Genomic DNA, 17522 nt, shown 5'->3' on the forward strand with positions numbered 1-17522 from the left:
CAGGCGCTGGAGGCGGCACGGCTGCGAACTCAGGCGGAAATCGCGGCGTACTTCGCGGATGCGGCCGACACCCTGGCCGAGGTTGCCGTTCAGGCGCCGCGCGGGGGGCTCCCTCTTCAGCACAGATAGGCCCTAGGCGTCCATCCACACGTCTTCGTAGCCCTGGTCGTCGATGATGAACTTCGCGCCTGGCGGCAGGCGCAGGTAATCGACGACCCGCGGTAGCAGCGTCGCCAGATGCGCGGTGTGAAGGGGCTGGTAGAAGTCGTCGGCGTCCGAGTATTCGCCGCCGTGGATGAACCAGCTGACGGTGCCGTCACGCGGCAACGCGATGCGCGTGCCGTAAATCGGCATGGCGCCAAGGGTATGCAGGGCGACCGCGACCATCTCTTCCGGCGCCATGCCCTGCATGCCGTATCGGGCGCAGATCTCGTCCTGTGCCGCCGTTCGCGGGGGTGTCGTCATGCAGGCCATTTCCGGTTGTTGTCGCGAATGTGTGATTGTTGCCGCGGAAATGAAAAAAGGGCCCGCAGGCCCTTTCTTGCAACATGCGCAGTGTGAAGACACTGCCCATAAAATCTGGAGCGGGAGACGAGTCTCGAACTCGCGACCTCAACCTTGGCAAGGTTGCGCTCTACCAACTGAGCTACTCCCGCATGGGTCCGCAATCTCTGGCTTGGTGAAAATTCCACGCAGTGCCAGTGCAAACCATTTCTTATTGCCAACCACTTTCGCGGTTGCCTGATCAACTTGGTTATCGATCAGAAGGCGCGCATTCTACATGATTTTTTTCAATCGTGCTTGCCGCAGGCTTGTTGCCGGGGCAGGCGGATCGCGCTGAACTTCGCATGGCCAAGGTTGCACTGAGTGCCGCCTGGCTGCCAAGCTCAATCAAGTAATATGAGCGAAGACAGAAAATATAGCACACCCGGTAGTATCCATGTCAAATTCCTCTGCCACCGCGCCTGTCCTGACCCCCGAGGCGCGGGACCTTTCCGCCTTGAACACCCTGGGCCTGGCGTCCACGGCCCAGGCCTGCGTCACGCTCGACGATGTGGCCCAACTGCCGGCGCTGTCGGCCCTGGCCGCGCGGCACGACCGGCTGCTGGTGCTGGGCGGCGGCAGCAATGTGGTGCTGCCCGAGACCGTGCCGGGCCTGGTGGCGCGCGTGGCGCTGCGCGGCGTGCGCCTGTTGCGGGCCGAGGCCGATGCGTGGCTGGTCGAAGCGGCCGCCGGCGAGACCTGGCATGGCTTCGTCGCCGAATGCGTGAAGCAGGGCTGGGACGGCCTGGAAAACCTGGCGTTGATCCCGGGCACGGTCGGCGCGGCGCCGGTGCAGAACATCGGCGCCTACGGCGTCGAGCTGGCCGATCGCTTCGACAGCCTGACCGCCTGGGACGTGCTGGCCGGCAGGTATGTCGAGATGAGCGCGGCCGATTGCCGCTTTGCCTATCGCGACAGCGTCTTCAAGCATCAGCCGCCCGGCCGCTGGGTGATCGTGGCGGTGCGCTTGCGCTTGCCGCGGCCGTGGCGGCCGGTGCTGTCGTATCCGGATCTGCAGCGTCATCCCGGGCTGGCGGGCGAGCCGTCGGCGCGCGCCATCTTCGAGGCGGTCTGCGAGATCCGGCGCGCCAAGCTGCCGGACCCGGCGGTCACCGGCAACGCCGGCAGCTTTTTCAAGAACCCCATCGTATCGGCCGCGCAGCGCGAAGCGCTTGCCGCCCGCTATCCCGGCCTGGTGTCGTATCCGCAGCCGGACGGCGGCTACAAGCTGGCGGCTGGCTGGCTGATCGACCAGTGCGGCTGGAAGGGGCGCGCCCTCGGGGCGGCCGGGGTGCATGACCGGCAGGCGCTGGTGCTGGTGAACCGTGGCGGCGCCACCGCCGCCGACATCCTGGCGCTGGCGCGCGCGATCCAGGGCGAGGTCGCCGAACGCTACGGCGTGGCGCTGGAGCCGGAACCCGTGGTGGTGTGAGCGGACGCGCCACGAAAAAAAGGACCCTCGCGGGTCCTTTTTTGTTGGCGCGGCGGGATCAGAGACCCAGCACCGCCTGCATGTCGTACAGGCCGTTGCGCTTGCCTTCCAGGAAGCGCGCGGCGCGCAATGCGCCTTCGGCATAGGTGGCGCGGCTGGCCGAGCGGTGGGTGATCTCGATGCGTTCGCCGATGCCGCAGAACGACACGGTGTGATCGCCGACGATATCGCCGCCGCGCAGTACCGAGAAGCCGATGGTGCCGGGCTTGCGCACGCCGGTGTCGCCGTGGCGGCTCCAGGTGGCCACGTCGGGCAGCGCGACGTCCCAGGCCGAGGCGATGGTCTCGCCCATCTTGAGCGCGGTGCCCGAGGGCGCGTCGACCTTGTTGCGGTGATGCGCTTCGAACACTTCGACGTCATAGCCCGAATTCAGGATGCGGGCGGCCATGTCCAGCAGCTTGAGCGTGGCGTTCACGCCCACGCTCATGTTGGGCGCGAACACGATGGCGGTTTTCTGCGCGGCCACTTCGATGGCGGCGCGGCCGTTGTCGTCAAAGCCGGTGGTGCCGATGACGGCCTTCACGCCCAGCTTGGCGCAGGCCTGCAGGTGTTCCAGCGTGCCTTCGGGGCGGGTGAAATCGATCAGGCAGTCGGCGTTGGCCAGCGCGGCCAGGTCGTCGGTGATGGCGACGCCGGTCTGCTGGCCCAGCGGCGCGCCCGCGTCCTGGCCCAGCGAGGGCGAACCCTGTCGGTCGAGCGCGACCGCCAGTTGCAGGCCGTCGGCCTTCAGGACGGCGTCGATCAGCATCTGGCCCATACGGCCGCTGGCGCCGGCGATAGCAATACGCATGAAGAAAATCCTTGGGTTAGCGCAGCGGCTCGGGCGCGTTGCCGGGCTGGCCAGGGTACTGGGTGATGGGGTTGGCGGGCGCGGCGGCGTCGCGCTTCTTCTGCTCTTCTTCCTGCTTGATCCGGGCCTCGTCCTCGCTCAGGCGCTTGTCGGCCTTTTCGTCGGCGGTGGCGCTGGGGGTGTTCAGCTGGTAGGGCTGCAGGTCGGGCTGCTTGTCGCCTTCCCAGCGGGTCAGCCGGTCGTTCTCGAACCAGACCGTGAACTTGCGTTCCTGGGCGTCGCCGTAGCCGGGCTTGTAGTAGTAGGGGTAATCCCAGCGGTTGGCGTGCAGCACGCTGGTCAGGGTGGGGCTGCCGAGGGCGAAGCGCACCTGTTCGCGCGTCATGCCCGGTTGCAGCAGCGCGACCTGCTCCTGGGTGATCCAGTTGCCTTGCTGGACGCCGGCCTTATAGGGGAAGCCCCACTTGTCCCCCGTGCAGCCGGCAAGGGCGACGGCCAGGGCGGCGATGGCCAATCCGGTCTTGAGCGAGCGGGAAGGAATTCGTGCAATCATGGACACTACGCGCCCCTATTATTTGGAAGCAGACAAAACCGTTATCATAAAGGTTTCATAAGGATAGTTCTGCGGGGCGGCAGGAATTCTGGGAAGCCGGCTCGCGGTTACCCGGTATCCTTGCCCATGCCAACGCGGACGGAGAGCGATTACACCATGAGCGACCAAAGCGAACTGAAAAACATGGGTTTGAAGGCGACTTTCCCGCGCCTGAAAATTCTTGATATCTTCCGTAAGTCTGACCAGCGCCACCTCAGCGCCGAAGACGTCTACCGGGCCCTGATCGGCGAAAACGTCGAAATCGGCCTGGCCACCGTCTATCGCGTGCTGACCCAGTTCGAACAGGCCGGCATCCTTGCCCGCAGCCAGTTCGACAGCGGCAAGGCCGTGTTCGAGCTCAATGACGGCGATCACCACGATCACCTGATCTGCACGAACTGCGGCAAAGTGGTCGAATTCTCGGACCCGGACATCGAAAAGCGCCAGCAGAAGATCGCCAAGGACAACGGCTTCGCGCTGGAAAGCCACGCCATGGTGCTGTACGGCATCTGCGGCAGCTGCCTGAAAGGCCGCTGAGCTTTTCCGCGTTCGACCCTGACCACGGCCGCGCTCGCCGTGGTTCAGTGAAAGCAAAAGCCCCTTCTCTAAGAAGGGGCTTTTTTTATTCCCGGACTGAATCGGGGCGACAGGCTGGCGGGATATGGGCTGCCGGCGCGGGGGCAGCCCCTGGATTCGGACGACCGAAAACCGGCCTGCGGGCGGCGAGGCTGCGGGGCTGAGGCCTGGACGGCAACCGGCTCAGGCCGGCGCGCGGCCGATGCCGGCCAGCATTTCGCGGGCGTGTTCGCGAGTGGTGGCGGTGAGCTTGATGCCGCCCAGCATGCGGGCGATTTCCTCGACCCGGGCGCCGGCGTCCAGTTCCTCGATGCGCGAGCGGGTGGTGCCGCGCGATTCGGTCTTGCTGACCAGGAATTGGTTGTTGCCGCAGGCCGCGACCTGCGGCAGGTGGGTGACGCACAGCACCTGGTGACGTTCGCCCAGTTCGCGCAGCAGCTTGCCGACCGCTTCGGCCACCGCGCCGCCGACGCCGCTGTCGACTTCGTCGAAGATCAGCGTGGGCACGCGCGCGGCGCGGCTGGCGATGACCGACAGCGCCAGCGAGATGCGCGACAGTTCGCCGCCGGAAGCGATCTTGGCCAGCGGCCGCGGCGTGGTGCCGGCGTGGCCGGCCACCAGGAATTCGACCTGCTCGTTGCCATGCGCCGACGGCGCGGCCGCAGCCAGCGTGGGTTCGAACTTGCCGCCCTGCATGGCCAGCGTCTGCATCGCCTGGGTGACCTGCTTGCCGAGGTCCTTGGCGATCTTGCGGCGCGCCGTGGTGAGCTTGGCGGCGGCGGCGTCGTACTGCGCCTGCGCCGCCTGCGCCTGGGCCCGCAGCGCGTCGATGTCGGCGGCGGCCTGCAATGCGGAGAGTTCGGCGTGCAGGCTGTCGCGCAGCGCGCACAGCCCGTCGGGTTCGGTGCGGAACTTGCGCGCAGTCTCGAACACGGCGCTCAGGCGAGCTTCGAGGTCGGCCAGGCGGCGTGGATCGAGATCGACGCGGCTGACGTAGTTGTTCAGGTCGGACACGGCTTCGCTGATGGCGATGCGGGCCGACTCGAGTTCGTCGTAGATGCCCTGCAGGCCGGTGTCGTGCCGCAGCATCTGCTGGATGCGGTGGTTGGCCGAGGTCAGCCGATGGTGGGCCGAATCGCCCTCGCCGTCGAGCGCATCGAGGATCTGCGTGGCGCCGTCCAGCAGCGATTGCGAGTGCGACAGGCGCGTGTGTTCGGCCTGCAGCGATTCCCATTCGTCCGGCGCCAGGCCCAGGCGGTCGAGTTCGTCGACCTGCCATTGCAGCCGTTCGCGTTCGGTGGCCAGGCCGGCGGCATCCTTTTCGGCGGATTCGAGCTGGCGCGCCAGCGCGCGCCATTGCTTCCAGGCCTGACCGACGGCCTGGCGCAGGTCGCCGTGGCCGCCGTGCGCGTCCAGCAGGTCGCGCTGGGCTTCGGGCCGCATCAGGCTCTGGTGCGCGTGTTGGCCGTGGATGTCGACCAGGCTGTCGCCCAGTTCGCGCAGTTGCGCGACCGTGGCGGGCGTGCCGTTGATGTAGGCGCGGCTGCGGCCCTGCGCGTCGATCACGCGGCGCAGCGACAGTTCCTCGTCGGCGTCGATCTCGCGTTCGGCCAGCCAGGCGTTCAGCGCCGGCGGCGTGTCGAAGACGGCGGTGATGTCGGCGCGCGCGGCGCCTTCGCGCAGCATGCTGACGTCGCCGCGCTCGCCCAGCGCCAGCGCCAGCGCGTCGATGAGGATGGATTTGCCCGCGCCGGTCTCGCCGGAGAAGACGGTGAAGCCGGGACCGAAATGGATCTCGGTCTGCTCGACGATGACGAAGTCGCGGATGTGCAGGGTGCGCAGCATGTCGGGGCGCTTACTACTCTACGTTGTCGGTGGCTTGCGGCATCAGGTTCCAGTGCAGCTTGCGGCGCAGGGTGGAAAAGAAGCTGTAGCCTTCCGGATGCACGAAACGGATGGTGTAGGGTGCGCGCTGCACGACGATGCGGTCGCCGGGCTGCAGGTCGGACCAGGTCTGCATGTCGAAGTGCACGCTGGCGCCGACCTCGACCCGGCCCATGGCGGTGAGCGTCATGTTGAGCACGCCGCTGTCGGGGATCACGATGGGGCGGTTCGACAAAGTCTGCGGCGCCACCGGCACCAGCACCATGGCGTTCATGCCGGGGTGCAGGATGGGGCCGTTGGCCGACAGCGCATAGGCGGTCGAGCCGGTGGGCGTGGCGATGATCAGGCCGTCGGCGCGCTGCGTGTACATGAAGGCGCCGTCGAGCTCGACGCGCACTTCGATCATGCCGCCGCGCCCGGCGCGGTTCAGCACCACGTCGTTGAGCGCCGAGGCCGCGTACATCTGCTGGTCGCCGCGCCAGACGCTGCCTTCCAGCAGCATGCGTTCCTCGATCTGGAAGTTGCCTTCGAGCACGCGCGCCAGCGCGTCGTGCGCGTCCTGCACCGGAATGTCGGTGATGAAGCCGAGATGGCCGTGGTTGATGCCGACCAGCGGCACGCCGAACGGCGCCAGATGGCGCGCCGCGCCCAGCACCGTGCCGTCGCCGCCCATGACCACCGCCAGCGACGCGTCCTGGCCGATCTGCTCGTAGGTGGCGACCGGGTATTCCGTGAGCCCGGTATTGCGGGCCGTGTCGGCGTCGACGAGCACCTGCCGCCCGGCCTGCGTGAGCGCGTGCGCGAGCGCCCTTAGCGGAGTGGCCAGGCCGGCGTCCTGGTATCTGCCGATCAGCGCGACGGTAGGAAAGTGCATGGTGGCGAGGCGAATCAGAAAAAGCGAAATGGGTCCGGAATCGGGCCCGTTAGCCGATTATATGGGGCCGCATATTGGCTTGCGGGACAAAAATCGCCTTAATTGGAAAAGATTCCCTAAAATACCCGCTATGGATGACCGCGCACGCGCATTACTGAAAGCGTTGATCGAACGCTACATCGCCGATGGGCAACCAGTCGGCTCGCGGACGCTATCGAAGGTCTTCGACCTGTCGCCCGCCACCATCCGCAACGTCATGGCGGACCTGGAAGAGCTGGGCCTGATCCACAGTCCGCACACCTCCGCGGGGCGCATTCCGACGCCGCGCGGCTACCGCATGTTCGTCGATTCGCTGCTGGCGGTGCAGTCCTACCAGCTCGAGCCCCACAACATGGGCGACATGCTGGCGGCGGCCGAACCCACCCGCGCGGTCAATGCCGCGGCGGCGCTGCTGTCGAACCTGACGCAGTTCGCCGGCGTGGTGCTGACGCCCAAGCGCGCCCAGGTGTTCCGCCAGATCGAATTCATCCGCCTGTCCGACAAGCGCGTGTTGCTGATCATCGTCACCCCCGACGGCGACGTGCAGAACCGCATCCTGTTCGTGCAGCGCGACTACGCCGAGGCCGAGCTGCTGGAGGCCGGCAACTTCTTCAACATCCATTTCGCCGGCAAGTCCTTCGACGCGGTGCGGCGCACGCTGTCCACCGAGCTGGCCCAGTTGCGCGAAGACATCTCGCGGCTGATGCAGGCGGCGGTCGAGGCCAGCGCCGAAGCGGCCGAGGACGGCGACGCCGTGGTCATCTCGGGCGAGCGCAAGCTGCTCGACGTCACTGACATCGCGTCCGACATGGATCGCCTGCGCAAGATGTTCTCGCTGTTCGAGAAGAAGACCGACCTGCTGCAGCTGCTCGATGTGTCGAGCCGCGCGCAAAGGCGTGCAGATCTACATCGGCGGCGATTCGCAGCTGGTGCCGATGGAAGAAGTCTCGGTGATCACCGCGCCCTATGGCGTGGATGGCAAGGTGGTCGGCACGCTCGGCGTGATCGGTCCGACCCGCATGGCCTACGAACGCGTGATTCCCATCGTGGACATCACGGCGCGTCTGCTGTCCAACGCCCTCAGCCACAACCAGTAGTTCCATTCGAACCGACATCCTCCTTGCGGAGGAAGGGGAGTTTTTGTGTTTCTTCGCCTGTTCAAGTATCTCTGGCCTGAACGCTACCTGCCCGAAACGGAGCAGGACGACCCCTTCAATGAAGACCCGCCGCCGCGCGCGCCGGGCAAGGTCGGCGTGCTGCTGGTGAACCTGGGCACGCCCGACACCCCGGGCAAGAAGGACATCCGCAAGTACCTGGGCGAATTCCTGTCGGACCCGCGCGTGATCGAGATTCCGCGCTATCTGTGGAAGCCGATCCTGCACGGCCTGGTGCTGACGATGCGGCCCAAGAAGCTGGAGCCGCGCTACGCCGGCGTCTGGCTCAAGGACGGCTCGCCGCTGATGGTCTACAGCCGCCGCCAGGCCGAAGGCGTGCAGGCCGCGTTGACCGCGGCCGGCATCGAGGCGGTGGTGGAGCTGGGCATGCGCTACGGCAACCCGTCGATTCCCGACGCCATCTCGCGGCTGCGGGCGCAGGGCTGCGAACGCATCCTGACCGTGCCGCTGTATCCGCAATATGCCGCCAGCACCTCGGCCACCGTGGTCGACGCCGTCACGCGCCACGCCGGCCGGCTGCGCGACCAGCCGGAAATGCGCTTCATCAAGCGGTTCCATGAGGATCCCATCTATCTCGATCCGCTGGCCGCCCGCATCGAGGCGTACTGGCGCGAGCATGGCAAGCCGCAGAAGCTGGTCATGAGCTTCCACGGCCTGCCGCGCTATTCCATCGAGCTGGGCGATCCGTACTACCGCGACTGCATGGAAACCGCGCGGCTGCTGTCGCAGCGGCTGTCGCTGCCGCGCGAGCAGATCGAGGTGACCTTCCAGAGCCGCTTCGGCACCGCCCGCTGGCTCGAGCCCTACACCGAACCGACCCTCAAGGCGCTGGCCGCCTCGGGCGTCACCGAGGTGGATGTGGTGTGCCCGGGATTTGTGGCAGACTGTCTGGAAACCCTGGAAGAGATCAGCCTGGAGTGCCGCGACGCCTTTCTCGGCGCCGGCGGCAAGCAGTTCCGTTACATCCCGGCGCTCAATGACGATCCGGCCTGGATCGCGGGGTTGGCCACCCTGACGGAACGGCACTTGCAGGGATGGCCCACACATTCACGGACTTGAAGGAGAGGGCGCATGCACCATGATCCCAAGACGGGCAAGATTGTGAAAAAGGGGAGCGTCAGCACCCCGGTGGACGAGGATCAGGTCGAGCACGAGCTGGACGAGGCGCTGGCCGAGACCTTCCCCGCCAGCGATCCCATCGCGATCAACCCGGAACCCGACGACGATCCGCGTGTCGACCGCGCCCTGAAAGAGAGCTTTCCCGCCAGTGACGCCGCCGCCCCGGCGCAGCCGCACAAGAAATGATCGGTTCCTGATGGCGCCGGCTGCGTCGGAAATCCGGATTCTGGGCGGTTTTTTGCCGCTGATGCTGAGTTTTCAGTGGGTTTTGCCGGATTTTTCAGTATTGCCGCCCATTGCCGCGGCAGCGGTGCGCGGCGGGGAATATTTGCTTTCCCGGGCTTGAAATAGGGGTATTGGCCCCCATTCATGTCTGCGAAAGCCATTCTTTTTGGAGGATTCCCCATGACGGCACCCAACGAGCCTGTAGATCAGACGCCCGGATTCGGCAACGATGCCGATGCGGCCCCCGCCGCCCAGGACGCCGCGCAGGCCGAGCTGAACGAGTTGCGCGCCCAGCTGGACGCGGCCCAGGCTACCGTCAATGAGCAGCATGACCAGCTTCTGCGCATTCGCGCCGAGGCCGAGAACGTGCGCCGCCGTGCCCAGGAAGAAGTGTCCAAGGCGCGCAAGTTCGGCATCGAGTCGTTCGCGGAGAGCCTGGTGCCGGTCAAGGACAGCCTCGAGGCCGCGCTGGCCCAGGCCGACCAGACCGTGGACACGCTGCGCGAAGGCGTCGAAGTCACGCTCAAGCAGCTGGCGGCCGCCTTCGAGCGCAACATGCTCAAGGAAATCGCGCCGGTCCAGGGCGACAAGTTCGATCCGCACCAGCATCAGGCGATTTCGTCGATCCCGACCGACCAGCCCGCCAACACGGTGGTGCAGGTGCTGCAGAAAGGTTACGCCATCGCCGACCGCACCCTGCGTCCGGCCCTGGTGGTGGTGTCCGCCGGCCAAGGCTGAACGGACCGCGCGCCATGACCGATCCCAGGTTCGACCCGGCCCAGGTCTTCGCGGTGTTCGGCATGCGTCATGTCGATACCGCGGGATTCGACGCCGCCGTGGTCCAGGCGCCGGGATCGGACCTGCGCTGCGTGTTCCTGTGGGGCCAGGATTGCTATAACTGCAATCTCTTCAAGCAGGCGGCGCTGCTGCACCAGGAAACCCTGCTGGGCCTGGGGCTGAGCTGGTTCGAGGCGGATGTGTATGCCGACGAGCCGCTGGGCCGCCGCTTTTCCCTGCATGGTGTCCCCACTTTTGTGCTTTACCGGGCCGGAAAACGGCTCGGCCGCATTACCGGTTGGCCCGGATTGCCCCAGTTCACGGCGGCGATCCGGCGCCTGCAGGAAACGCCGGCGGAAAATTCCAGCCAGGCGTCTTGAAAAACCCTGCGGGCAGCCCCAGTTATGTGGGGACAGGAAATTTCTCTCCAATTTCACAGATTTATCCAAGGTAACCCGACCATGAGCAAAATTATTGGCATCGACCTGGGCACGACCAACAGCTGCGTGGCTGTCATGGACGGCGGTCAGGTCAAGATCATCGAAAACGCCGAAGGCGCCCGCACCACCCCGTCGATCGTCGCCTACATGGACGACGGCGAAACGCTGGTTGGCGCGCCCGCCAAGCGCCAGGCCGTGACCAACCCGCGCAACACGCTGTACGCGGTGAAGCGCCTGATCGGCCGCAAGTTCGAGGAAAAGGCGGTGCAGAAGGACATCAACCTGATGCCCTATGCCATCGTCAAGGCCGACAACGGCGACGCCTGGGTGGAAGTGCGCGGCAAGAAGATGGCGCCTCCCCAAGTGTCGGCCGACGTGCTGCGCAAGATGAAGAAGACCGCCGAGGACTACCTGGGCGAGGAAGTGACCGAGGCCGTCATCACGGTGCCGGCGTACTTCAACGACAGCCAGCGCCAGGCCACCAAGGACGCCGGCCGCATCGCCGGCCTGGAAGTCAAGCGCATCATCAACGAGCCGACCGCGGCCGCGCTGGCCTTCGGCCTGGACAAGACCGAAAAGGGCGACCGCAAGATCGCCGTGTATGACCTGGGCGGCGGCACGTTCGACGTGTCGATCATCGAAATCGCCGACGTCGATGGCGAAAAGCAGTTCGAAGTGCTGTCGACCAACGGCGACACTTTCCTGGGCGGCGAAGACTTCGACCAGCGCATCATCGACTACATCATCTCCGAGTTCAAGAAGGAACAAGGCGTCGATCTGTCCAAGGACGTGCTGGCCCTGCAGCGCCTGAAGGAAGCCGCTGAAAAGGCCAAGATCGAACTGTCGTCGGCGCAGCAGACCGAGATCAACCTGCCGTACATCACGGCAGATGCCTCGGGTCCGAAGCACCTGAACCTGAAGATCACGCGCGCCAAGCTGGAAGCGCTGGTCGAGGAACTGATCGAACGCACCATCGAGCCCTGCCGCGTGGCCATCAAGGACGCCGGCGTGAAGGTTTCCGACATCGACGACGTGATCCTGGTCGGCGGCATGACCCGCATGCCCAAGGTCCAGGAAAAGGTGAAGGAATTCTTCGGCAAGGATCCGCGCAAGGACGTGAACCCCGACGAAGCCGTCGCCGCTGGCGCCGCCATCCAGGGTTCCGTGCTGTCGGGCGACCGCAAGGACGTGCTGCTGCTGGACGTCACCCCCCTGTCCCTGGGTATTGAAACCCTGGGCGGCGTGATGACCAAGATGATCCAGAAGAACACGACCATCCCGACCCGCTTCTCGCAGACCTTCTCGACCGCCGACGACAACCAGCCGGCCGTGACGATCAAGGTGTTCCAGGGCGAGCGTGAAATCGCCGCGGGCAACAAGGCCCTGGGCGAGTTCAACCTCGAAGGGATCCCGCCGTCGCCGCGTGGCATGCCGCAGATCGAAGTCACGTTCGACATCGACGCCAACGGCATCCTGCACGTGTCGGCCAAGGACAAGGGCACCGGCAAGGAAAACAAGATCACCATCAAGGCCAACTCGGGTCTGTCGGAAGACGAGATCCAGCGCATGGTCAAGGATGCCGAGGCCAACGCCGAGGAAGATCACCGCGTCGCCGAACTGGCCCAGTCGCGCAACCAGGCCGATGCCCTGGTGCACGCCACCCGCAAGTCGCTGACCGAATACGGCGACAAGCTCGAGGCGTCCGAGAAGGAAGGCATCGAGGCGGCCATCAAGGCGCTGGAAGAAACGTTGAAGGACGGCGACAAGGCCGCCATCGACGCCAAGGTCGAAGCCCTGTCGACCGCCTCGCAGAAGCTCGGCGAAAAGATGTACGCCGACATGCAGGCGCAGCAAGCCGCCGGCCAGCAGCAGGCCGCCGACAACGCGAAGCCGGTGGACGACAATGTCGTCGACGCCGACTTCAAGGAAGTCAAGCGCGACCAATAATGGCCGGGCGCTGACCTGCCTCTGCCGCCCGGTAGCCGGAGAAATCCGCCTACCGGGCGAACTCATTCTGTAGCACTGAAAAGAAGGCTCTCCCCCGAGCCCACCGATCATGGCAAAACGCGACTATTACGAAGTCCTGGGCGTGGCGAAAAACGCCTCGGACGACGAACTCAAGAAGGCCTATCGAAAGCTGGCCATGAAGTACCATCCGGACCGCAATCCGGACAGCAAGGAAGCCGAAGAGAAGTTCAAGGAAGCCAAGGAAGCCTACGAGGTCCTGGGCGATGAACAGAAGCGCGCCGCGTACGACCGCTACGGCCATGCGGGCGTCGACCCCAACGCCGCCGGCATGGGCGGTGGCGGCATGGGCGGCGGGTTCGCCGATGCCTTTGGCGACATCTTCGGCGAGATCTTCGGCGGTGGCGGCGGTGGCCGCCGCGGCGGCGGTCCGCAGGTCTATCGCGGCGCCGACTTGAAGTACGCGCTGGAGATCACGCTGGAGCAGGCCGCGGCCGGCTTCGACACCGAGATCCGCGTGCCCAGCTGGGAAAACTGCGACACCTGCCACGGTTCCGGCGCCAAGCCCGGCACCTCGCCCAAGACCTGCCGCACCTGCGGCGGCTCCGGCGCGGTGCGCATGCAGCAGGGTTTCTTCAGCGTGCAGCAGACCTGCCCGACCTGCCATGGCAACGGCAAGGAGATCACCGATCCGTGCACGGCCTGCGATGGCGTCGGCCGCATCCGCCGCAACAAGACCCTGCAGGTCAAGATTCCGGCCGGCATCGACGACGGCATGCGCATCCGCTCCAGCGGCAATGGCGAGCCCGGCATCAATGGCGGCCCGCCGGGCGACCTGTATGTGGAAATCCACATCAAGCAGCACAAGATCTTCCAGCGCGACGGCGACGACCTGCACTGCGAACTGACCATCCCGTTCACCACGGCGGCGCTGGGCGGCGAACTGCAGGTGCCGACGCTGGGCGGCAAGGCCGAGATCTCGATTCCCGAAGGCACGCAGTCCGGCAAGACCTTCCGCCTGCGCGGCAAGGGTATCCGCGGCGTGCGCGGCAGCTATCCGGGCGACCTGTACTGCCACGTGGTGGTCGAGACGCCGGTGCGTCTGAGCGACGACCAGAAGAACATCCTGCGCCAGTTCGAGGCCTCGCTGAACGACGGGGGCGACCGCCACTCGCCGCAAAGCAAGTCCTGGACCGATCGCGTCAAGGAGTTCTTCAGCTGAATCGGCTGAGCTGAATCCCGCCGTACCGGCGGTTCTCGGCCCAGGCTCCGGAAGCGTCCGGAGCCTGGGCCGATTTCATTGGTCGGGCAATGGCCGAATAATGGTCAGGGCAAAAAAAACCGCGGCTTGCGCCGCGGTTTTACTGCAGGTACTGCAACTTCTTGCTTCAGACTTCGTACTGCTAACTACAGGTGCTGCATCTTCCAAAACAGACTTCTTACTGCAACTACAGGTACTGCTACTTCGCACTGCTACTGCTCCGCCGCTGTGGCCTGAAAAAACCGACCCCGAACCATGATGCCGCCCGGGGCCGGCCGGGCTACAGCAAGCAGCTCACCGGGTGATCGGCGGATATTCGAGTTCGCCGAACGTGTATTGGCCGCTGGCCTTGGCCTGGGCGAGTTCCTGCTGGACTTCGGCGCGCGTCTTGACGCTGGTCGCCGCCTTGACGGGCGGGTATTGCAGTTCACCGAAGGTGTACTCGCCGCTGGTCTTGGCTTGTTGCAGCTGGGCCTGCACTTCCTGCGCGCTCAGGCTGGCGGCCTGGGGCAGGGCGGGCGGGTAGTCCAGCTCGCCAAAGGTGTATTGGCCGCTGATCTTGGCTTGTTGCAGTTCGGTCGCCACCTGGGCGCTCGACTTGGCCTGCTCGACGCCGGCGGCCTGGGCGCCAGCGCCCACCAGGGCTAGGGAAATCAGCAGGGTAGTTGTCAGGGTTTTCATAATGACCTCCAATTCGTTTTAAACGGGGCCGAATCCGGCGGCCCTCCGTCGTGGTTCGTTGTTTGTTCCCGATGACTGAATTGTGCGCGGCATCCCACTTGGGATAAACCCTGATATCTTGAAAACATCTTTCCAAATAACCGTGTAATAAATGCCGTATAGGGATATCTCCCCGCGTATGGCATGGTCTTTCCTGTCCGACTGCGGAAGCGACCCGGGGGAGCGGAACGCACGGGCAAAAAAAGCCCCTGCCGGGGCTGGGGCTGGGGACGCCGGGAGGGCGTGGCGCTCAGGGCGCCTTTTTCTTGAAGTCGCCGGCGACGGCGGTGCTGAAGCCATCCGGGCGCAGGTACTTGCGCAGCGCCGCGTTGACCACGTCGGGCGTGAGGGCGGTGATCTTCTTGTCCATCTCGGCCGACCATTCGAACGTGCGGCCACGCTGCAGGTAGTCGAGCCAGGTGCCGGCCAGCACGTCGTCCTGGGCGCGGGCCAGGTTGCGGTAGTTCAGCAGGGCGGTGATGCCGTCGGAGATTTCCTTGTCGCTGAATCCGTCCTTGAGCACGCGCGCCAGTTCCTCGCCGATGGCCTTTTCCAGGCGCTCGCGGTTCTGCGGCGCGTAGATGGCGTACATGGTCCAGCTGGCGCTGGGCTCGAACGACGAGACCGACAGCGAGCTGCGCACGTTGTAGGACAGGCCTTCGGTTTCGCGCACGCGGTTCCACAGGCGCGAGGTTTCCGAGGCGCCGAACAGGTAGTTGGCCAGATACAGCGCGGCGTAGTCGGCATCGCTGTCCTGCAGCTTCAAGGGCATGCGCGAGATGTAGAACGCGTTGGCCTTGTCCGGGGTCTCGATGTCGAACTGCTTGGCGGGAATGTCGCGGTACGGATTGCCGACACGGGTGTAGGCGGGGGCGCGCTTCCAGCCGGCCAGGCCATCCTTGACGGCCTTTTCGACGGCCTCGGGCTCGAAATCGCCGACCGCCGAGTACTCGATCTTGCCGGCGCCGTAGAACTTGGCGTGGAACTTGACCAGCGCGTCGCGGTTCAGCGCGCGGATGCTGGCCAGCGATTCGTCGAACGTGGGCACGTAGCGCAGGTCGTCAGCGGGCCACGGATTGTCCTGGCGGGCCAGGGCGCGTCCGGCCAGGGCCTGCGGCTCGGTCATGGCGTTCTGGATCGAGGTCTCGAGCTGGCGCTGGTATTCCTCGAGCTGTTCCTTGGGAAAGTTGGCGTTGCGCACGATGTCCAGCGCCAGGCGGGTCAGCTCGGGCAGGTTTTCACGCTTGGTCGACATGGCGATCTTGAGCGTGGTGCCGCCGCCGCTGAAGCCGAGCTCGGCCTGCAGCTTGTCGAGGCGGTCCTGGATGTCCTGGCGCGACAGCTTGGCGGTGCCGCGCGTCAGCAGGTCGGCCACGGCGCTGGAATTCACGCGCTGGCCCAGCAGGTCTTTCTCGTTGCCGAACTGGATCAGCATCTGCGCCTGCACGCGGTTGCCGCGCGTGGCCTTGGGCAGCAGCGCCAGCTGTACCGGGCCGTTGGGCAGGTCGAGCGTCTTGCGCTGGGTCAGGCGGTCGATGTTCTGCGGCGTGGGGTCGAAGGCGGACGCAGCCTTGAAGTCGGGATCGCCCTTGTAGTCCTTGAACACCGCGGTCAGGTCGACGCGTTGCATCTGCGGCGCGCGCACCGGCTTGTCGGTCGGGATGTAGCGGCCCTCGATGCGGTTGCTCTGCACCAGGTAGGTGGTGGCGGCCTGCTGCACTTCGGCCAGAGTGGCCTTGCGGGCGCGGTCGCGCTGCAGGAAGAACAGGCGCCAGTCGCCGGCGGCGATGGCTTCGGACAGCGCCACGCCGACCTGCTCGGGATCGCTGTAGGTCTGCTCCCATGAGGTCAGCCACTTGCTGCGCGCGCGGTCGAGTTCCTGCTGGGTGAAGGGCTTCTTGCCGAGCGTTTCCAGCGTGGCGGTCAACGCCTTCATGGCGGCGTCCTGGCTCTTGCCCGGGGTCAGCTGGGCGGCGAACATCGCCAGGCCCGGATCCAGGTTTTCCATGGTGAAGCCGAACACGCCCGAGGCCAGCTTGGTCGGCACCAGCGCGTGGTAGAGGCGGCCCGAGGGCGTGTCGGCCAGGATGGTGGTGGCCAGGTCGAACGGCACGAAGTCGGTGCTGCCGGCGGCCGGGATGTGGTACATCGCGGCGACCAGCGGGGTGCCGCCAGTGCGGCGCAGCGTGACCGTGCGCTCGCCGTCCTGGGCCGGTTCGACGGTGTATTCCGGCGGCAGCTTGCGGTCGGGCTTGGGCAGCTTGCCCAGCGTCGATTCGATGTCGGCCAGCGTGGCCTGCGGATCGAACTTGCCGGCCACGATCAGCACCGCGTTATCGGGCTGGTAGTACTCGTGATAGAAGGCGCGCAGCTGGCCGATGTCGACGTTCTCGACGTCGGAGCGGGCGCCGATGGTGTTCTTGCCGTAGCTGTGCCATTGGAACGCGGCCGCCTGCATCTTCTGCATGAGGATGCGGAAGGGGCTGTTCTCGCCGCTTTCCATCTCGTTGCGCACGACGGTCATTTCGGAGTCGAGGTCTTCCTTGGCGATCAGGGAATTGACCATGGCATCGGCCTGCCAGCCCAGATACCACTTGAGGGTGTCGGGGTTGGCGGCGAAGCTGGCGAAATAGTTGGTGCGGTCGCTGGAGGTCGAGCCGTTGGCCTGCAGGCCGCGGCGCGAGAACTCGCCCATGGCGTTGCGGGTGGTGGAGGTGCCCTTGAACAGCATGTGTTCGAGCAGGTGGGCCATGCCGGTCTGGCCGTAGTTCTCGTTGCGCGAGCCGACCAGGTAGGTCATGTTGACCGTGGTCGAGGGCTTGGATTCGTCGGGAACCAGCAGGACGCGCAGGCCGTTGCTGAGGCGGTATTCGGTGATGCCCTCAATCGAGGCGGCCTCCGTGACGCCGGCCGGCAGGCTGGCGGCTCCGGCCTGGAAGGCCAGGAAGGATGAGAACAGCAGCGCGCCCAGCGGACGCGGCAGCTTCGATATGGACAGGCGCATGGCGGACTATTCCTTTGGCATGGCAGAATCCGTTGGAGTGTATACG

16 protein-coding genes, 1 tRNA gene and 1 pseudogene are annotated in these 17522 nt (G+C 65.7%); 10 read left to right on the forward strand and 8 right to left on the reverse strand.

Annotation, left to right across the window (positions count from 1 at the left end; all coding sequences use genetic code 11):
* Nucleotides 1-132: 132 nt before the first annotated feature.
* Both AOZ49_RS22935 and AOZ49_RS22940 read right to left on the reverse strand, forming a co-directional pair.
* Nucleotides 133-465, reverse strand: coding sequence for an immunity protein Imm33 domain-containing protein (locus tag AOZ49_RS22935; RefSeq protein ID WP_054477937.1), 333 nt, complete (start codon nucleotides 463-465; stop codon nucleotides 133-135).
* 115 nt (nucleotides 466-580) lie between these two features.
* Nucleotides 581-656, reverse strand: a tRNA-Gly gene (locus AOZ49_RS22940).
* A 284-nt stretch (nucleotides 657-940) separates the two neighbouring features.
* Here AOZ49_RS22940 and murB point away from each other — a divergent pair.
* Nucleotides 941-1975, forward strand: a complete 1035-nt coding sequence (gene murB, locus AOZ49_RS22945) for a UDP-N-acetylmuramate dehydrogenase (RefSeq protein WP_054477939.1) — start codon at nucleotides 941-943, stop codon at nucleotides 1973-1975.
* Nucleotides 1976-2033: 58 nt separating this feature from the next.
* Here murB and dapB read toward each other — a convergent pair whose 3' ends face one another.
* Together dapB and AOZ49_RS22955 are read right to left on the reverse strand one after the other, a co-directional pair.
* The gene (gene dapB, locus AOZ49_RS22950; RefSeq protein WP_054432960.1) at nucleotides 2034-2825 is read right to left on the reverse strand and encodes a 4-hydroxy-tetrahydrodipicolinate reductase; all 792 of its coding nucleotides are present in this window, start codon (nucleotides 2823-2825) and stop codon (nucleotides 2034-2036) included.
* Nucleotides 2826-2841: 16 nt separating this feature from the next.
* The gene (locus AOZ49_RS22955) at nucleotides 2842-3378 is read right to left on the reverse strand and encodes an outer membrane protein assembly factor BamE (RefSeq protein ID WP_054432962.1); all 537 of its coding nucleotides are present in this window, start codon (nucleotides 3376-3378) and stop codon (nucleotides 2842-2844) included.
* 156 nt (nucleotides 3379-3534) lie between these two features.
* Between AOZ49_RS22955 and fur the strand changes: the two genes are divergently transcribed.
* A complete protein-coding gene (gene fur, locus AOZ49_RS22960) occupies nucleotides 3535-3954 on the forward strand; it encodes a ferric iron uptake transcriptional regulator (protein ID WP_006223539.1) in 420 nt (139 codons plus the stop codon).
* Between the two features lie 222 nt (nucleotides 3955-4176).
* On the opposite strand, the gene recN is transcribed toward fur, so the two are convergent.
* Together recN and AOZ49_RS22970 are read right to left on the reverse strand one after the other, a co-directional pair.
* Entirely contained in the window at nucleotides 4177-5838 is a 1662-nt protein-coding gene (gene recN, locus AOZ49_RS22965) for a DNA repair protein RecN (RefSeq protein ID WP_054477941.1), read from the reverse strand.
* A gap of 13 nt (nucleotides 5839-5851) precedes the next feature.
* Complete coding sequence (locus AOZ49_RS22970; RefSeq protein WP_054432966.1) at nucleotides 5852-6751, reverse strand: NAD kinase; 900 nt, start codon at nucleotides 6749-6751, stop codon at nucleotides 5852-5854.
* A 130-nt stretch (nucleotides 6752-6881) separates the two neighbouring features.
* On the opposite strand from AOZ49_RS22970, the pseudogene hrcA reads away from it, so the two are divergent.
* The 8 genes and pseudogenes from hrcA (at nucleotide 6882) to dnaJ (ending at nucleotide 13713) form a co-directional block, all read left to right on the forward strand.
* Nucleotides 6882-7887, forward strand: a pseudogene (gene hrcA, locus AOZ49_RS22975) (heat-inducible transcriptional repressor HrcA).
* A gap of 45 nt (nucleotides 7888-7932) precedes the next feature.
* Nucleotides 7933-9024: a ferrochelatase gene (gene hemH / locus AOZ49_RS22980; RefSeq protein WP_054477943.1), complete on the forward strand. Its 1092-nt coding sequence runs from the start codon at nucleotides 7933-7935 to the stop codon at nucleotides 9022-9024.
* Between the two features lie 12 nt (nucleotides 9025-9036).
* On the forward strand, nucleotides 9037-9270 hold the full coding sequence (locus AOZ49_RS22985) for a hypothetical protein (protein ID WP_054477945.1): 234 nt from the start codon (nucleotides 9037-9039) through the stop codon (nucleotides 9268-9270).
* A gap of 10 nt (nucleotides 9271-9280) precedes the next feature.
* Nucleotides 9281-9430 carry a hypothetical protein gene (locus tag AOZ49_RS32675; protein ID WP_156333329.1) on the forward strand — a complete coding sequence of 50 codons (150 nt, stop codon included), beginning with the start codon at nucleotides 9281-9283 and terminating at the stop codon, nucleotides 9428-9430.
* A gap of 59 nt (nucleotides 9431-9489) precedes the next feature.
* Complete coding sequence (gene grpE, locus AOZ49_RS22990; protein ID WP_054432973.1) at nucleotides 9490-10047, forward strand: nucleotide exchange factor GrpE; 558 nt, start codon at nucleotides 9490-9492, stop codon at nucleotides 10045-10047.
* A gap of 14 nt (nucleotides 10048-10061) precedes the next feature.
* Nucleotides 10062-10466, forward strand: coding sequence for a thioredoxin family protein (locus AOZ49_RS22995; protein WP_054432974.1), 405 nt, complete (start codon nucleotides 10062-10064; stop codon nucleotides 10464-10466).
* Between the two features lie 81 nt (nucleotides 10467-10547).
* Entirely contained in the window at nucleotides 10548-12473 is a 1926-nt protein-coding gene (dnaK, locus tag AOZ49_RS23000) for a molecular chaperone DnaK (RefSeq protein ID WP_006393220.1), read from the forward strand.
* A gap of 109 nt (nucleotides 12474-12582) precedes the next feature.
* Complete coding sequence (gene dnaJ / locus AOZ49_RS23005; protein ID WP_054432976.1) at nucleotides 12583-13713, forward strand: molecular chaperone DnaJ; 1131 nt, start codon at nucleotides 12583-12585, stop codon at nucleotides 13711-13713.
* 333 nt (nucleotides 13714-14046) lie between these two features.
* Here dnaJ and AOZ49_RS23010 read toward each other — a convergent pair whose 3' ends face one another.
* Both AOZ49_RS23010 and AOZ49_RS23015 read right to left on the reverse strand, forming a co-directional pair.
* On the reverse strand, nucleotides 14047-14433 hold the full coding sequence (locus AOZ49_RS23010; RefSeq protein WP_054477948.1) for a DUF4148 domain-containing protein: 387 nt from the start codon (nucleotides 14431-14433) through the stop codon (nucleotides 14047-14049).
* 289 nt (nucleotides 14434-14722) lie between these two features.
* The gene (locus tag AOZ49_RS23015) at nucleotides 14723-17476 is read right to left on the reverse strand and encodes a M16 family metallopeptidase (RefSeq protein ID WP_054432981.1); all 2754 of its coding nucleotides are present in this window, start codon (nucleotides 17474-17476) and stop codon (nucleotides 14723-14725) included.
* Nucleotides 17477-17522: the final 46 nt, after the last annotated feature.

It is taken from the genome of Achromobacter sp. 2789STDY5608615, assembly GCF_001298995.1.
GTDB lineage: Bacteria > Pseudomonadota > Gammaproteobacteria > Burkholderiales > Burkholderiaceae_B > Achromobacter > Achromobacter insuavis.